Source organism: Candidatus Poribacteria bacterium, from assembly GCA_028820845.1.
In the GTDB taxonomy this organism is placed as follows: domain Bacteria; phylum Poribacteria; class WGA-4E; order WGA-4E; family WGA-3G; genus WGA-3G.
In genome coordinates this window covers 1-17132 of record JAPPII010000007.1, presented here as the reverse complement: position 1 = coordinate 17132, position 17132 = coordinate 1, and the positions used below count along the sequence as shown (strand labels likewise).

Genomic DNA, 17132 nt, shown 5'->3' with positions numbered 1-17132 from the left:
ATCTACTCAAGTTTGGAGTCCCCAGAGGCTATGAATTGTTACAGAGTTCCTCTTTCACTGAAAACCGATAACTGATTACCAATAGCTACGTTGTTGCCGGTGCTTCGGTGGAATCAGCGGATTCATACCTTTCAATTACACCTGCGCCGATGCTGTCGCCCCAAACGTTAATTGTGGTTCGGAAACGATCCAGGAGCCAGTCAATGGAGAGAATAAGCGTTATCCCTTCAACGGGGAGGTCAACGGCTCTGAGCACAATAACCATGGTGACGAGCCCCGCTTCTGGGATCCCCGCTGCCCCGATAGCCGCGAGGGTCGCCGTCAGCACGACAACGATTTGTTGTGCTGGGTCCATAGAAATCGCATAGACCTGAGCGATAAACATGACAGCGACTGCCTCATAGAGCGCGGTGCCGTCCATGTTAATGGTTGCGCCCAAAGGCAGGACAAAACTGGAGGTGCGTCTGGAGACTCCGTTTTGATTCTCAACGCCTTCCATTGTTAAGGGTAGGGATGCGCTGGAACTCGCTGTTGAGAAAGCGTTTAGTAAGGCTGTTGCCATGCCTCTGAAGTAGTTGAGCGGATTTCTACGTCCGAGCAGCAGCAAGAGCAGGGGCAAAACGATAATACCGTGTACGCCGAGTCCAAGTACGACTGTGGCACTGTACTTACTCACGGCGACGAGTTCGGGCCAGAAACCTGCGAATCCCTTTGCTTCACCAATCCTGCCGGCAATTAAGCCGAAAATGCCGAACGGTGCAACATACATTATCCAGTGGACGAGCTTCATGACGGCTTCATTGAGTCCCGAAATCACAGTGATGATAGGTTTGCCAAATTCACCGAGCGTAGACAGGGCGGCACCGATGAGGAGCGAGAAAAAGATGAGCGGCAGGATATCGGTATGTACCATTGCCTTGAAGACGTTTGAAGGTATCATCCCTTCTTTGCCGGTTTCTTCGTTGCCGAGGAATACCTCTTTGATAGTGCTGCCCATAGTCCGTTCCATTTTGCCGGAGACTCTGGTAGCGATCGGCAAACTGATGTTAATGCCTGTCCCGGTATTTCGGGGTTCTATTGTTACAAGCCGTCCATCAACGAATAACAGGCGTTCACCACCTTCTGTTGTAACGTAACGGGCATCCGTGGCTAAGGGGTGCCACGCTTCTACTATGGCTGTTGTCCCAGAAATCGATTTGACTTCGCCTTGTATGTTCTGGTCAACGAGGGTGATGACATATTTATTGTTATAGGTGCGATTAAATTCTCCGCTCATCTCAAGCGTGAGCATTTCAGGACCAGAAAGTGTGTAAGTCAGCTCGGGTCGTTCTTCACCTTGTGATAACCCTTTCCCTGGTGTGATGATGTTGACGAGAACTATGCCGATGAGAACGGAAATCGCGGTTGTTGCCATGTAGTAGAGGACAGTGCGCCCACCGATAGAGCCGATGTTGCGGATATCCCCTAAATTGGTTATCCCGACAATCATGGACAAGACGACCAGCGGAACGACGATCATCATCAGTAGGTTCAAGAATATTTCACCGAGAATTGTTGTGTGGATTGCCAAATTTGGTGCGAACCCTCCGATGAGTGCACCGGCAACGATTGCGATGACGATGCCGTAAAGCAGTCCGAGACTGACCTTCGGTTTACTTTCGTTTTCATTCATAAGTTGTTATCTATCCTCCTAAAGGGGAACGAAGATGAGGGATGGAAGTAAGGGAAGGGTAGCAGATTGGGGCACCCAACCTTCCAGCCTTCCAGCCTTCGCCCTCTCTTATTAAATCGCTTTGAAAATTTACTTCCTTATTAACATTTTTCTTGTAGCAGTGAAGTCGCCAGCGGTAACGGAGTCGCGTGTGGACTCTGTGGACAATGTATAGAAATAGATTCCACTTGCAACGGGTTCACCGACTTCGTTCCTACCATCCCAATAGGCTGCACGGCTCCGGTATTGATAGAGCCCCGCGGCTTGATGCCCCAAATCCAACCTTCGCACCAAGGCACCATTCGTGGCATAAATGTATAATGTGACTTTGGCGGGTTCCGCGAGTTGATAGGGTATCCACGTTTCTGGGTTGAAGGGATTCGGATAATTTGCGAGTAATGCGGTCTCATCCGGTAGCAAGACAGGTGCGGCGGGGGTATTGCCGACAGTAACCATTACATCTGGTGCTGTAGCTGAGATCGTCTCACCGGCACTGTTACCTGCTCGGAAGTTGCGGAGTACCACGCGCCCCTGTCCGTTTGCGAGTGCTGTAAAACTCACAGATAGGAGGTTGCCTTCGCCAGCAACTCCCCCTTTGGAGATTCGTGCCGCTTGTATGCCAGTGATTCTCCCTTGCCTATTCTTAATTGTGCCTTTCCGGAAGAAGGTGCGGCCGTTGCCTTGCTTCAGAAAGTTGCCCTCACTGACGTTGTTCGCTTTCAGGAGCGCGGGGTCAAAAGCAATATCGGTTTGCCACCCGGCTAAATCGGTGATGTTTGCGGCGTTAAGGCGGACGATGAAGGTGTCACTTTTCTTCAGTTGTGTCAATGCTGTGGATAAAGTAAAGCGGCTCCCTGGCGGGATAACGGTATACTCAGCATCAGGTGCAAATCCAAAATGGCCAGACCATCCACCACCATAATCATAAACAGCTACCAACAGAACGTTTTTTCCCTCTTTCAGCGTGACAGGAAAGGATTGCTGGTAATCGCCGGTCCAAGCATTATACTTCTCGCTAACTAACTCCCCATTGAGCCAAATTTTGTGGCTATCATCACTACCAGCAAACATTTTTGTCTGCTGTTCTCGTGGTGAATTCAAGGTGAGCGAACCGTAAGTTAGGTTCCCGCCATCGCCTTTTGAGATACCAAGTGCCTTCAGCATGCTATTGATGTTTTCAGTACCAACTGACGGAGAAAGTTTGTGAGGGGTCCAAACATGCTCACCGACAGATTTGCCTTCTGTTGCACCATCACTAGCAATCTTTAACTCAGTTACATCGCCACCACTAACACGTGCAAGCAAATCTGCGTTCCGAAAATTTTCATGTTGTATGTCAGGGATAAAAATCCATAACCAGGGTCCCGTTATTTTCGGTCCCCCTCGTAGAGCAGTACCTGGATTACCCGACGTACGCATAGAGATTATTATCGGTAACCCCTCCAAAGGCGAAAAGTCAGATATGGCGTTGTTCCTGAGATCTATGCGTTCTAATTTGGTTAATCCTGCTAATGGCGACACATCTGAAATAATATTGTGGCTCAGGTTGAGATTTGTCAAGTTTTTTAAATTCGCTAACGGCGACACATCCGTTATCTGATTATCGTGGAGTGTGAGCGATGTTAACTGCGGTACCTCCGCGAGTCCCGAAATATCCGAGATATACGTGTGATTGATTTCTAAACGCCTGAGTCTTTTCAATCCGGTCAGCGAGGGAAGTTCCGAGATTGAACTGCCGCTGAGCTCTATCCACTGAAACCTCGGTAACTTCGCCAACGCAGAGAAATCCGTGATAGCCGTGTTCCAAGCAACAATACCTTCTAAACTGATCATGCCGGCGAGGGCGGAGACATCTGTCACCGGATTGCCTTCAATCCCGATGCCGTTGAGTTTCACCAATCCTTTCAAGGGTGATAAATCCGTGATTGCGTTCTCCTCAAGTCCGAGCCAATCTACGTTGATCAACCCTGCAAGTGGAGAGACATCCGTTATCTTATTCCCACGCAGTTTGATATTATCCAGACGCACCAATCCTGCCAATGGGGATAAGTCGGATATTGCATTGTGGCGGAATTCTATCCGTTCCAGCCGGATTGCATGTTCAAGCCCGGTCAGATCGCGGATGCCCTTTTCATCCGCTACAATCTCAGTTAACCTTGTGAGGTCGGTCTCCGTAAGCGCAGCGGGTGCTTTGCCAAGCCTCTCTGCGATAGCTGCGCGAAGGTTCGGGTCAGGGATGAGCCCAGAAAATATGGGGCCCGGCCCGACATCATTGTCTGGATTAGGAGTGTCCGTCATATCTGGAGAATTCAACGCTGAAATTATGCCAGGAAATTGCGCTGTCCACGCATCGCGTTTCACATTTCCACCGCTCAGCAGTCCTGTCAAACCCAAACGCTGTAAACTTGACTTCTCCGCAATTTCCGAGAGGAAGATTTCTGTTTCTAAACCGACGGCAGCAGCAGCGTACGCAGCTTCAATAGGTCCATGAAATTCTTCATAGAACCGATGCACGGGTTCAATACCCCCAAACACACCACCCGTCGCTTCCAACGCAGCCTTGTAACGCAACGTGTCCTGAGCAACAAGCACACCCATCACTTCGTTTTCTACATACAAACGTAAGGCGTGATCCTTATCGTAAACCGGAGACACTGTTTGCTCTATCACAGAACGCACACCATCTGCAAAATCTTTCATACCCTCCGTGTGGCACCCGATACACGACAAACCATTACGCACTGCTGGATCGCTCGCCGCAGGATTCGAGACAATCTCCGTCGGCGCAACATCTATACGATTCCCGAAACCGTCCGCAATGTAGTATGCCTGTAACCCATTCGGCAGATTGAAGATCACTTCACCCCCATCGCGTTGAAAAGACAACGGATGCGTGAAGATATTCTGCGCACCCGCACTCCCCGCAAAGTCGTGGCTCTTCCAATACGCACCATACGGAGACGTGTGGCGTTCTACAACCCTGTTGTGATTCGAGACACCTGAATCGTTGGTGCCGGCACGCCAGACGCGCACCCCTGGGGCACTTTGGAGATTCCGATCAACATCTATGCGGAGTTCTCGTTCTAATTCCTGCTCGGTTTCAGGGAGTGCGAGGATGTCGTGGTAGAGGGGAGGTAGGGAAGCAGTCGCGAGAAACCAATCGGCATAGACGAACGGCACTTCACAGTTCATTTCTTGCCGAAGGTGTGTGAGTTTGCTATAGAGAGTCGCCTGCGTAGTTTCATCAAAATCAATCAGATATGGATAGACAGCTTCCATCTGCGGCCATGCTTCGCGGGTATCCCATTCATAGTTTCGCAGGTCAATGTAGAAAATCGTCTCAGCTGCGTCAATGGGTTCGGGGTTGATAATCTGGAATCCCCAGGAGAGACTATTGACGAGTTTCGAGAGGGCGACTTGATAGGCGCGAAGTGCCTCGGGGCCTTCGCCGGCGTTGTAGAGATGGGTCATGGTAAAATAGCGTGTGAAGGGACGATCAAAGGCATCTAGTCCTCCGAGATGGTTCTGTATTACCGTGAGCATGGTGTCGGTAGAGATGAAGTTGACATCGTGCTGGATTTCCCACGTCGGGGCACCTGCCTGAATCCAGTTGCCGATTGTCACAATCGCGTCAGCCGAAAGTTGTCCACCGAGGGGCATCCGTTTCGCGGGATCGGTTTCAAGGAGCCGGGTATAGAGTTCAGATCCAACAGGGTTTCCTGGTACAACCGCCCCTGAATTAACCAAACCGCTTGCGGAGTCAATAACGATTTGCTCTGTAAAGGCACCGTGAGGGCCGTGGCAGTTGAGGCAGTTTTGTTGAAAGATCGCATAAGTTTGTTGTGCAATATTTTGTTGTGCGTCTGCTGTTCCAAATCCGAATCCGATGAGGGCTAAGATGATTGCATAGCAGCAAACCTTGTTCATTGTTGTGTTGTTCTCAAGTGTCGGAGCAGCTCCTATATTTTGTTGCATCGTGCTATCTCCTTTAAGGGTTGTTGGTTGCGGGCTATTTCCTTATCAGCATTTTTCGGGTAGCAGCGAAGTCGCCTGCAATGAGCTTATAGAAATAGACACCGCTTGCCACAGATTCGCCGACTTCATTTTTGCCATCCCAATACGCCGCTTGGCTCCGATTCTGATAGCGTCCTGCGGGCTGATGCCCCACATCCAAAGTCCGAACCAACTCGCCATTGACTGCATAGATTTGCAACGTGACTGCGTTGGGTTCGGCAAGTTGATAGGGTATCCACGTTTCCGGATTGAATGGATTGGGATAATTCGCCAATAACATTGTGCTTTCGGGAGCTAACAACGCCAAGAGCTGCTGGAGATTCGCTATGCCTTGTTGGAAGACGAGTGAACCATCATCTTCCAGTTTCGCTTGTGCTATCCAGGTTTGGACTATTGCTGGATCCACCTTCAAATTGCGCCGTGTGAGCATAGCAGGTGCAGCAACACCACTGATTTCACCGAGGTGTTGCGCAACGAGGACGAGGTCTGCAATATTTCGTTTTCCATCTTTATTTACGTCTGTACGTGTGTTAGCGGACTGCGCTTTTCCGAAGTCTTGCCCCACCATAATGAGATCGAGGATGTCTGTCCTGCCATCTCTGTTCACGTCCCATGCAGGCACTCGGATTGTAATTTTCTTCCCGATTGGGTTTACTGTATAGTCGGCATCTTTTGCGAATCCGAAGAAACCGCTGAAGCCCCCATGTCCACGATTGTCAACGGCGACCAATAGGACGTTGGGTCCTTTTTTCAATGTGACAGGAAATGCATCTTGGTAATCACCGGCACCCCGAGTCACGGGATTGTAGTGAACGACCTCGCCGTTGAGCCAGACCTTGACTCCATCATCGCTGCCGACGAGCATTGTTGTGTCCTGCTGTCGCGGTGCATTGAAGGTGAGGGAGCCGTAAACGACGTGGTCATATATCTCCGAACCCGACCCCCAACCGAGGGCATCTGTCATTTCATTGAGATTATCCCCGCCGGTTGGCGCGAGGTTGTGTGCCTTCCATTTGCCACTTCCAACAGGTTTATCTTCGGTTGCGCCAAACGTAGCGACCTTTACCTCCGTTGCTGCCCCGCCACTCGCTTTTGCCAGCAGATCTGTGTTGCCAGTACCCGCCCCCGGCACGATCGCCCATAACCAAGGTCCCTCTATTTTGGGACCGGCTTCTGGGAAAGCGGAATTAACGAAATCCGAGTAAGAGATGGTTGTTGTCGTGGCAAATCTTTCTAAACTGGATGTATCCGCTATTGGATTCTCGGTAAGCCCCATCCATGTCAAGTTGGGTAAAAAGGCAAGAGAGGATACGTCCGTTATCCTATTTTGACTTATATCTAACCATCTTAAGTTAGTTGTTGCCGCGAGCGGAGATACGTCCGATATGGCATTGTCATGGAGGTTTATCCATGTCAAGTTGCTCAGTCCTTCAAGCGGAGATAGATCCGAAACCTCGTTATGTTCAAAACTGAGGTGTGTCAAATTTGTTAGCTCCGCCAAGGGAGACAGATCCGAGACCCCGTTACCGGGAAGGTAAAGATGTTTTAAACCCTTGGCATCGACTAAAGCAGAGATATCCGATATCTCGCCACCACACACATTTATCTCTCTAAGTTTTGGCAATTTCGCTATGGCAGCAAGGTTCACTATAGGCGTGCCCCATCCGTGAAAGTTATGCAAGTTCGTTAATCCACTAAGAGGCGAGAGGTCTGCCAGGGGATTATGACTCATCCCTATCGTTTCCAGTTTTGTCAACCCTGCGAGGGGAGATAAATCGGTTATCGCGTTATGATGGAGTCTTATATGTCTCAAGTTGATTAATCCTGCAAGCGATGAGATATCGCTTACTAAATTAGGCCCAAGATGTAGATCCTCCAGGCTGATCAATCCTTCAAGCGGCGAGAGATCAGTTATCAGATTCTCCTCCAAATCTAAGCGACGCAGTCTCATCAATTCCGCCAGAGGTGATATGTCAGATATTAAATTGTTGTCAAGATTTAATCTCTCCAGATTTACTGCGGTTTCAAGACCTGTCAAGTTTTTAATCTCCATACTCACAGCGCGAAGTTCCCGCAACGTCGCCATCTCATCGGCTGTAATCTGGGCGTTGGGTGCTTTGCCGAGTGCCTCGTTAATCGCCTCGCGAAGATTAGCATCCGGGACGTTAACGGTTTGTGCCGACGTGTTCAGTGGAACCCAGAAAATTAAAGCACAGAGTATAGGGACAACAGCGAAAATAGAGGGTGTTTTGGTTGATTGCATTGGATTAGATCTCCTTGAGATGATGTTTCCTGATTTCATACTGATTCACGTTGGTACGATTTCAAGTTGTTCTGCCAATCCTTTATGTGACCTGTGGTAGTTTTTGCAGATGTTATTATTCAGAAGTTTGCAAACGTTTGAGGGTTTCACGTAGTTTTTCGAGTTCGGCTTCCGCGGCTTGGCGTGCGCGGGCTTCTTGCTCAATACGCGTTTCCGCTTCAGACACACGCGTTTCCGCTTCAGCTAGGCGTTCTCGAGAGGGGCCCAACCACGCTCTCGCAACCGGATCGTATAGCCGCAGCACGCCATCGTGTTCACCCAAGTCCAGCCCTAATACCTCGGACGGAAGTCGTCCCTCTACAAATTCTATCTCTTCATAAGAACCTTCTATAAGACGAAAGCCTATGAAAGAGGGTTGAATCTCATGATAGGGATCGTAGATATAGTATTCCTTCACCCGTAAAATCTGCTCATAAATTGTTTTCTTCTCAGCAAAATCTCTTGTGAACGTACTCGGGCTCGCCAACTCCAGCACGAAATCGAGATAGGGTTGCTGTTCCCATGTTTTATACGTCCGGAGGTCTTTTTTTGAGACCCCGCGCACCATAAATACATCCGGAGATATAACTTTACGTGGGTTGCCCTCTTCATAATAGAGGAACATATTTCCGCATACATGTACATCTGGGACATCCCGGAAATGCCAATCTATCATTTCTATCATGTCTAAAAGGCTTCTGACATGCCTTCCCGTTTCTGCCATCGGTTCACCGTCTGATTCGGGATAGACGAGTGTTGGGGCAGCACCTATGTTTTTCTCCATCGTTCTATCTCCTTAGAGGTTATCAGTTATCAGGACGTTCGCTACGCTCACTTTCAACTATTGGTTATTGGTCGTCAGAGGAAGTCTGAACTGTGATTTATAAGATTACCAGATGGACCATGATTAGGCGTCCGGTAATCATGGTCCATCTTAAAATCATAAGCGTCCAAGTTCAGGCGATGGTTTCCGACAACCCATAACGGTGTTGCCTCAGATGTCTGCATCAACGCGGATGGACAACTCCTCTAACTGCGCATCCGATACAACAGAAGGTGCGTGCGTAAGCGGGCAGAGTCCTTGTTGCGATTTCGGAAATGCGATAACTTCGCGGATGTTTTCCTCGTTGCGCATCAACATAACGATACGGTCTAAACCGGGGGCGATCCCTGCATGCGGCGGTGTGCCATACGCCAGAGCATCTATGAAATATCCGAACCGATTTTCGACATCTTCGGGTGTAATCCCCAGAATTTCAAAAACCTGCTGTTGGACATCCCATTGGTGGATTCTGACGCTCCCGCTACAAATTTCATATCCGTTACACACGAGATCGTAGTGTTGGCTTTGGACATTCCCCGGGTCCGTGTCTAACAACGGTAAAGTTGCTTCTGTGCATGCAGTGAACAAATGGTGGAAGGGTTCATAGCGATTCTCTTCCTCGTTCCATTCAAAGAGCGGGTAGTCAACAATCCACAAGAAGTTATATTGAGTTTCATCAATAAGGTTAAGCTGTTTCCCAAGATGGAGGCGGAGATTACCCAGCGCATCCGCAACGATATTCGGTTTGTCAGCAACAAAGAACATGATGTCACCGGGCTTCGCACCCGTTCGCTCCTGCGCAGTTTCCAGTTGCTCTGTTGTGAAAAACTTAACGATACCAGAGGAAAATCCGTCTGGTGTGACTTTAACCCACGCTAAACCTTTCGCTCGGTAGATAGCGACAAACTTTGTTAGATCGTCGATGTCTTTTCGAGAGAAGTCTGCCCCGCCCGGCGCAGCAATCGCTTTGACCTGTCCACCTGTTTCCAAAGTTCGTGTGAATACCTGAAAATCACAGTCAGCCATGACATCCGAGACATCCGTTAGTTCCATACCGAACCGCGTATCGGGTTTGTCATTTCCGAAGCGTGCTATTGATTCGTGGTAGGGGAGCCGTAGGAACGGGATTTCGACAGGGATATTCCCAGCGTCCTCAAAGATGCGTTTCATCAGCCCTTCGGTTACCTCAAGTACATCGTCTACATCTGCGAATGACATCTCAAGGTCAAGTTGCGTGAACTCCAGCTGCCGATCAGCTCGGGTGTCCTCATCACGGAAGCATCGCGCGATTTGAAAATACCGATCAACACCACTCATCATGAGAATCTGCTTGAACTGTTGTGGCGATTGCGGGAGGGCATAGAATCTACCCGGATAATGACGACTCGGAACAAGGACATCGCGCGCGCCCTCAGGCGTACTGTTCATCAAGATAGGCGTTTCGATTTCGAGGAACCCCTGTTCGTTCATATAGTTACGCGCAGCGAGTGCCGCTTTATGCCGCATCGCCAACGTCTCTTGCATCTCAGGACGGCGTAAATCGATGAAGCGATACCGCATCCGAATGTCTTCCGCCACGTCAATCTCGTCTTCAACCGGGAACGGCGGTGTTTTGGCGGTATTCAAGACGCTGAGAGTGTCAACAGCGAGCTCGATCTCACCTGTGTCAAGCTCAGGATTGACAGTGCCTTGATAAATGCTAATACCGTTTTCTCCCGCTATATCTTCACTGGCGATGTGATATGTCCGATTATTTTCAGTATCGGTAAGCAGCCAGCGCACACTGGGTTCTCGTGTTGAGACTTCAATGTCATCGGAAAGGGTGTATTTCGGATCAGCATCCGAGAACAACGCCCGGAACGCTGGGGACAGATTGCCATCGGCAAGTTCTGTTTGGTAAGTACCATCTGTGTGGAAGAGGAGTTCACCCGGCTCGCGCTCACGGACGGTGCCGCTGACATGCAAAACATATTCGCTTCTGACCGCATCAGCGATAGCATGTGCTTTTTCGTCAATTTGCGGGTCAAAGACGACTTGTGTGATACCCGTTCTGTCGCGTAGATCTACGAAGATGACCCCACCGTGGTCTCGACGGCGTTTAACCCAGCCATTAAGACTCACTTGCGTACCCGTGTCTGCTAAACGTAGGTCACCGCAATAGTGGGTTCGTTTTAAAGAAGGTTCTTGGGACATGATGTGTCTATGGTAGTTAGTAGTTAGCAGTTAGCAGTTAAAACGTGTGGTAGCAAACAACATACGGGCTGCCACAAGCAAGTTACCGATAACTGATAGCCGGTAACCAATAACTATTCCTCCTATCTTAGTGATTTTCAGTTTTTAGTTGTTCAAGTTCATTTTGAATCTGTTGTTTAGCACTCTTTAGCGCATCAGGCTCTGGAGCGTTCAGAATTTTTTTATCGAGTGCTCTCAAAGCGTTATTGTAATTTTCAATCTGTTTTTCCGGTTGGTCCATCGCTGCGTAAACGTTTCCGAGGGTAAGGTAGGAACGCCATGAACTGGCATCTACAGCGATACCTTTCTTTGCATATTTTTCGGATTCATCTAAATTTCCCAACTGCAAGTGAAGCTGCGCCATTGCGGCAAAAATAGGCGCAGGCAAACGAGGTTCTTGCTGTTCCAACCGTTCGTAGGTGCGGAGTGCCTCTCTATAACGTTCTTGGCGTTCATATAAGGGACCCAAGAGTAAATAGACATCGGATCTGCTTGGATCGCCTCTGAGAAATTCCTCAAGTTCTCTTGTCGCTTTTCCGAGTTCACCCTGCATTTCATACACAGTCGCTAAATAGAGGTGTCCCTGTAGGTCGTCAGGATTCTGTGCCATTGCCTGCTGGACTTGTTGTTCAATCTGCCGGAGCTCTTCCTGTTCACCTTCGCGAATTAAGCCTGAAACGACTCCAAAGTTATAACGAATTGTTTCATCAAGCGGATTAAGTTCGACCGCTTGGTTCATGAGTTCTGCGGCATCTTGGTACTGTGCGCTCGCATAAGCGATCTGTCCACGGATTAATCTGTGTGTGGCTCTAAAGTAGGTATCAAGTTTTTCTCTAACGCTCTTCATCTCGGCGAGCGTTGAACCGTAGTTCGTGAGGTATGGGAGAACGCGTTCACGATACTCAACCATCCCTTTGACGTTCTGTGTCGTCGTGTCGGCGAGGTCAGCCCCGCGGAAGAATTCCAGTCGGGGTCGGTTGTCTGTGTGGACAGGTCCAACGCCTACGTATTTGCGGACCGTCTCCGGTCCCATCATAAATGAGTCAAGTAGCGACAGACCATCTAAGTCATCGGCAGCAAGTCCTTCACTTATACTCGCTATCTGTGCGCGTGCGATAAAGTTTTTGTAATCAATCTGCAGGGGTTCCTGTGTGCCGATGAGGATTACGAAGTCAGGCGTATATTTATACCAGAGCGTCGTATGTGGAAACACCTCAACGAAGGTACGGACAATCATCTTATAGTGTGTCTCAGGCAAGCGATGGAGCGGCACCCACTGACACATGATGCCGTCTTCGCTCAAAATGCGGCGGCACAAGCGGTAGAAGTCGGCGGTGTAGATATTGGAACTCCCTGCGCTGACCAGCGGATGGATGATCCCTGTGGAAATCATATCGTATTTCGTTTTTGTCATTAGGATATGATTGCGTCCATCGTTGATTTTATAATCAAACAGTGGGCTTTCAAACACGTTTCCATTGACGTGTGTGAAATGCTCCTGTGCCGCCGAAATCACGCCTTTGGAAAGTTCTATCGCGTCAACTCGGACCCCGTGTTGTGTGATTGAGTAGGAAGTTAGCCCCATACCGAATCCGACGACAAGTGCGCGTTTCGGACGTGGATGCAATAACAGCGGCAGATGTGCAATAACACGGTGCGATGGCGAGTCCCACCGCGAGGCATCTGCTGCCTGATTTGTATCCACATAGAGACGGTAGACACCTTCATCGTCTTTCAGCGTCGTTACCGTTGCGTCCACTTCCTCATTGTAATCGACGAGTGTATCGCCCGGACGCTGCGTCTTGAAAATCGCGCTCTTGAGGAAAAGCGGTTGATTCAGCGTAAGCAGCAGAATGACAGCCAACCCAGCGTTGAGAATCGGCATGCCTATGCTTACCCCCTGTAGCAATGCGCCGCTGGTTTTCGTCCGTTGCCCGCTTTTTAGTACAAGGAGACACCCGATACCTGTGTTCAACGCAACCATTAGCACGATACTCGGTCGGATACCCAAAAGCGGAATCAGGATAAATCCAGCACTAAATGCGCCGAAAATGCTTCCAACTGTATTAACGGCGTAGACATTGCCGATGCTTCTACCGAGTTGACGTTCGCTGCCGGTGTAGATTTTCGTCACAAGCGGAAAACTCGCACCCATCAAGAAGGTCGGAAGACACATCACAAGGAAACAGGAGAAGAACGCCCAAAATCTGCTGCTACCAAAGGTAGACTGGAAGGCACGCGTCATCCCGTACAACTCCTCAAACGCCGGCATGAGGATAAGTGCGAAAAGTCCGATGCCGAGCTGAACGACCCCGAAAACAGCGATAGGCTGTTTCATCCGGTCTACCCAACGTGCAAGCACGATACTTCCAAGTGCAATGCCGAAGAGAAATGCTGCCAGCATTGTCGCAAACGCATAGGTCGTACTGCCGAGGAAGAAGACCATAATACGCGTCCAGAGCACTTCGTAAGCCAAAGCACAGAACCCTGAGATACCTATTGCCCATAATACCAAATGGCTGTTAGGGCGTTCGCTACGCTCACTTTCAGCGTGTGGCAGTTGCGTCCTACTTTCTGACACAAGGCCTTCTGGCTGATTGCTGATTGCTGATTGCTGACTGCTGATATCTTCTGTTCCTGACACTCGCTGCGTCAACACCAACGCAATCGCTGCTACGGCGAAATTAATGGCGATACCGATACCGAGTGTCCATCGGATCCCGAACGCTTCGAGTAGGAAAAAGCCTGCTGCTACGGTTCCGATGACAGCACCGAATGTGTTGAGCGCATACAGCACCCCGATGTTCGTGCCGAGTTGTTCCAATCTTTTTACAAAGAATCGGGTTAGCACGGGGAGTGTGCCGCCCATCAGTGTTGAAGGAATCAATATCACTCCGCAGGTCAATACGAACCGGATCAACGAAAGCGTATAGAATTCGGATGTGACGTTGCGATGGATTAGCACATACAAGGCACCGAGCACCGATAAAATCAGTGGCCACACGAGGCAGAAGGCACCGATACCGGCTTCCAACAGGGCGTAAATCCGCAATGGAGACTGATCGCTTTCGTCAATTTTTCGACCGAAGTAGAAACTGCCGAGCGCGAGTCCCGCCATAAATGCTGTTAGGACGGTGCTGGTTGCGAAGACGGTACTTCCGAAAATGAGCGTGAGTTGCCGCATCCAGATGACTTGATAGATAAGTCCGCTGGCACCGGAAAAGATAAAGATGAGCCAAACGATGGGTTTGATGTGTCGCATTTTGAAGAATTATTAAAACAGGCAGACTATAGTGAGAACATCATTAATTCCGCCATTGTTTTTTATAGGCAAATTCAAGGATCGGGAAAAGGCTATCTAATGTTGCATCTTCTGGATAAATAGCATACGTCGCGTTTGGATAATAAGCTGCAAACTCATATCGGTTTCTAAATCCTTCTGCCTCTTCCTTTGTTATCCAAATACAAAATCGCGGTGCACCATAAAGGTTAACACCAAATATAGGTTTATTCCCAACGTAAAAGGCGCAGAAGTCTCTCCGAAATTTGAGAGTCAGAACCGAACCCCATTGCTTTTCTTGAATGAAATTCTGAAATTCTGCAACCCTTATATAAAATCTTACGACTTTATTTTTATAGCGGGTTTCATAGTATTCCCTACGCTCTTGGGGGACTAAATCCCTAATTTGTTCTGATGTCCACACAGCATTATTGTGTTGGTTAGAATTCACGCCTTCTTCCTCAGGAACACAATCAGGCTCCTGACCATGGGGCAGCCTCAACCTTTCTGAGTTCCATATTCTTTCAGCAATTCGCAGATAGAGTTTTTGGCACTTATCCAGATCTGCCTTCTTGAATTTACTATGTGGACAGAAGGAAATACTGCTATTTTCAATGAACTTCTTAAAACCAGGGTTGTTTTGGTAAGCTTTTTCATGAAGACTCTGGGCAAGTAAGTTCTCCTTGATGTAGTGCTCACACTTTTCATCGTATGGCAGATCACCATAACTAGCGTTGTTCTTCTTAGGCAGAAGGAGCAAACCACCAATACGGTTACGATATTCTCCAAACTCAAATTCATGTGAAAATTCATCTAAGTAACTTTCCGGATGATTTGCCCAGATATGCTCTATTTCATAACCATTGCTTCCGGTTTTTATATACTCTGGATAGAGCGAAGGTTGCCCCGATTGAACCTCTACATAGTCAATCATACGGGCAAGAATTAGATGAGTCTTACGTTTATTGCTACCGTGCCAACTAAATCCACTGTTATTGACAAAAGGTTCGGTTTCTGCTTGAAGTATTGTATATAATACATCCGCCAATCCATCACATCTACTGCCCCGAATCTTTGGTATAATTGAGCACATCAGGTCAACCATCTCTCTCTGAGCAGTGCTCTTGAAATTCCAAATGCGACGATGAATCAAAATATCAAGGAAGGTTGCCCCAATCCATATTTTGTTATGAATTTCTTCATCTGTATCGTTGATATGTAATAGGGACAATAAAACTGGGTACTGGAGTGTGAAACTGTTCTGGGCATTATAGTAAACAGGCTCAAATCTAGGAACAATCGACTTAGACGCTTCTCGCAAGCGGTAGTACCAACCACTATAAAACTTGAAGTCTCGTTCAATAAAATCTGTGAAGGCAGTGCTCGATATAAGACCTAGTTTACTGCCATAGTTACGAACCCAGCGATGAAATTCAGATCCGATCTGCTCAAAATCACTAACACTGCCAAGGTGCTGACTGCGGAGCCAGGCTTTAATTGCCTCTGAATCTTCCTCTTTACCTATAGTCTGTAGGGATTCCACCTGCTTTCGCCAAGTTATGATAGCGTGATTTCTACACTCGGAGTCCTCAATGTTTGATAGCAGATATCCTCGCAACATCGCAGTAGGGGTAAGTGATAGTTCCCGATCATTCATCGTTTCAAAGATCGTATAAGCACTGTCATCATCTTCAGTTGTTATTTCTACCAAGCAAACTTTTTCAAGCAACCAATCAATAAAATGCAAAAGTGCGTGATTGTTTGGGAGTTTAAAGTTATTTTTAATATCGTTATAGCGTAATTTAATGTTCCGAATGGACTCGGACTGACCTTTTATAGAAAAAAAATTATCATCAGAACGGAGACTATCCATAACAGATGCTCGCTCTGGAATATCAAGGTTATACGATTCTTTCCCGTAATTTTCCGAAAAAATCAGTGGAAACAGATGGCTTTTTTCACCTTCTTCCTCAAGCCATCGGTCCAGATAAATAAGAAGAAGAGTTAATGTTGTAAGCCGTTGTTGTCCATCAATAATGAACCGATTCCCATCCTTTTCATAAATAATAATCGATCCGAGGAAGTAATCAGTATAACCGTTTACTTTCTGACGAGTATCCTCGGGGTTGTAATTGCTTGAGAAGGCATCAGTGAGATCTCCAATCAACTCAGTCACATTTTCAGACTGCCAAACGTACTCGCGTTGGTAATAATCCAGATAGTATTTAGTGTTAGCCAACAATTCCCGAATTGTCTTAGTTCGGCTCTTAATTTTCGTCATCTAAGAAATCTCCTTTAACCTCGCTATGTTAAATCTCGTCATCATGACTATATAATACCTTAACTCATCCGAAAATTCAACTGGAATCTTCTGTCTGGATATGTAGTATTTTGTCAAAAGATAGAATCTCTCTGAGGGGTAGGAAGGAAATCCAAAACCTAATCTTACACACTCCGATCTGCTATACATATATTACCCTTCCACCAGCAAAATTCTCCTTGCTCCAGCGGAGCAACATGTCTATAGAAAAATATCCAAAGCCCCGCACTCCAGCGGAGTGCTATGTTTATTGATAGAATATATCATTTTTCACGTGAAGAATCAGTAACCGGATCAAAAACATACTTCTCATCATACACAACCCCAAAACGATCTAAAAACGCGAGATATTCCTCACGGAAACTCCGACGCGAATGATGCGTTTCTTGATCCTCAACTGATATTTCTCAAAAGTGATTGTAAAGCAGTGCTTATCAGGGTTCCTTTGAT

General features: G+C 47.9%; 7 protein-coding genes. All 7 read right to left on the bottom strand.

Going from position 1 to position 17132, the window contains the following annotated elements; all coding sequences use genetic code 11:
- Window positions 1-85: 85 nt before the first annotated feature.
- Window positions 86-1672 (bottom strand): dicarboxylate/amino acid:cation symporter, encoded by a 1587-nt coding sequence (locus tag OXN25_01245; protein MDE0423471.1) that lies wholly within the window; start codon window positions 1670-1672, stop codon window positions 86-88.
- 129 nt (window positions 1673-1801) lie between these two features.
- On the bottom strand, window positions 1802-5686 hold the full coding sequence (locus OXN25_01240; protein MDE0423470.1) for a leucine-rich repeat protein: 3885 nt from the start codon (window positions 5684-5686) through the stop codon (window positions 1802-1804).
- Window positions 5687-5720: 34 nt separating this feature from the next.
- A complete protein-coding gene (locus OXN25_01235; GenBank protein ID MDE0423469.1) occupies window positions 5721-7988 on the bottom strand; it encodes a leucine-rich repeat domain-containing protein in 2268 nt (755 codons plus the stop codon).
- A 115-nt stretch (window positions 7989-8103) separates the two neighbouring features.
- A complete protein-coding gene (locus OXN25_01230; protein ID MDE0423468.1) occupies window positions 8104-8811 on the bottom strand; it encodes a Uma2 family endonuclease in 708 nt (235 codons plus the stop codon).
- A 210-nt stretch (window positions 8812-9021) separates the two neighbouring features.
- Window positions 9022-11043 carry an aspartate--tRNA ligase gene (gene aspS, locus OXN25_01225; GenBank protein ID MDE0423467.1) on the bottom strand — a complete coding sequence of 674 codons (2022 nt, stop codon included), beginning with the start codon at window positions 11041-11043 and terminating at the stop codon, window positions 9022-9024.
- A 127-nt stretch (window positions 11044-11170) separates the two neighbouring features.
- Window positions 11171-14344, bottom strand: a complete 3174-nt coding sequence (locus tag OXN25_01220; protein ID MDE0423466.1) for a fused MFS/spermidine synthase — start codon at window positions 14342-14344, stop codon at window positions 11171-11173.
- 43 nt (window positions 14345-14387) lie between these two features.
- Window positions 14388-16643 (bottom strand): DUF262 domain-containing protein, encoded by a 2256-nt coding sequence (locus OXN25_01215; protein ID MDE0423465.1) that lies wholly within the window; start codon window positions 16641-16643, stop codon window positions 14388-14390.
- Window positions 16644-17132: the final 489 nt, after the last annotated feature.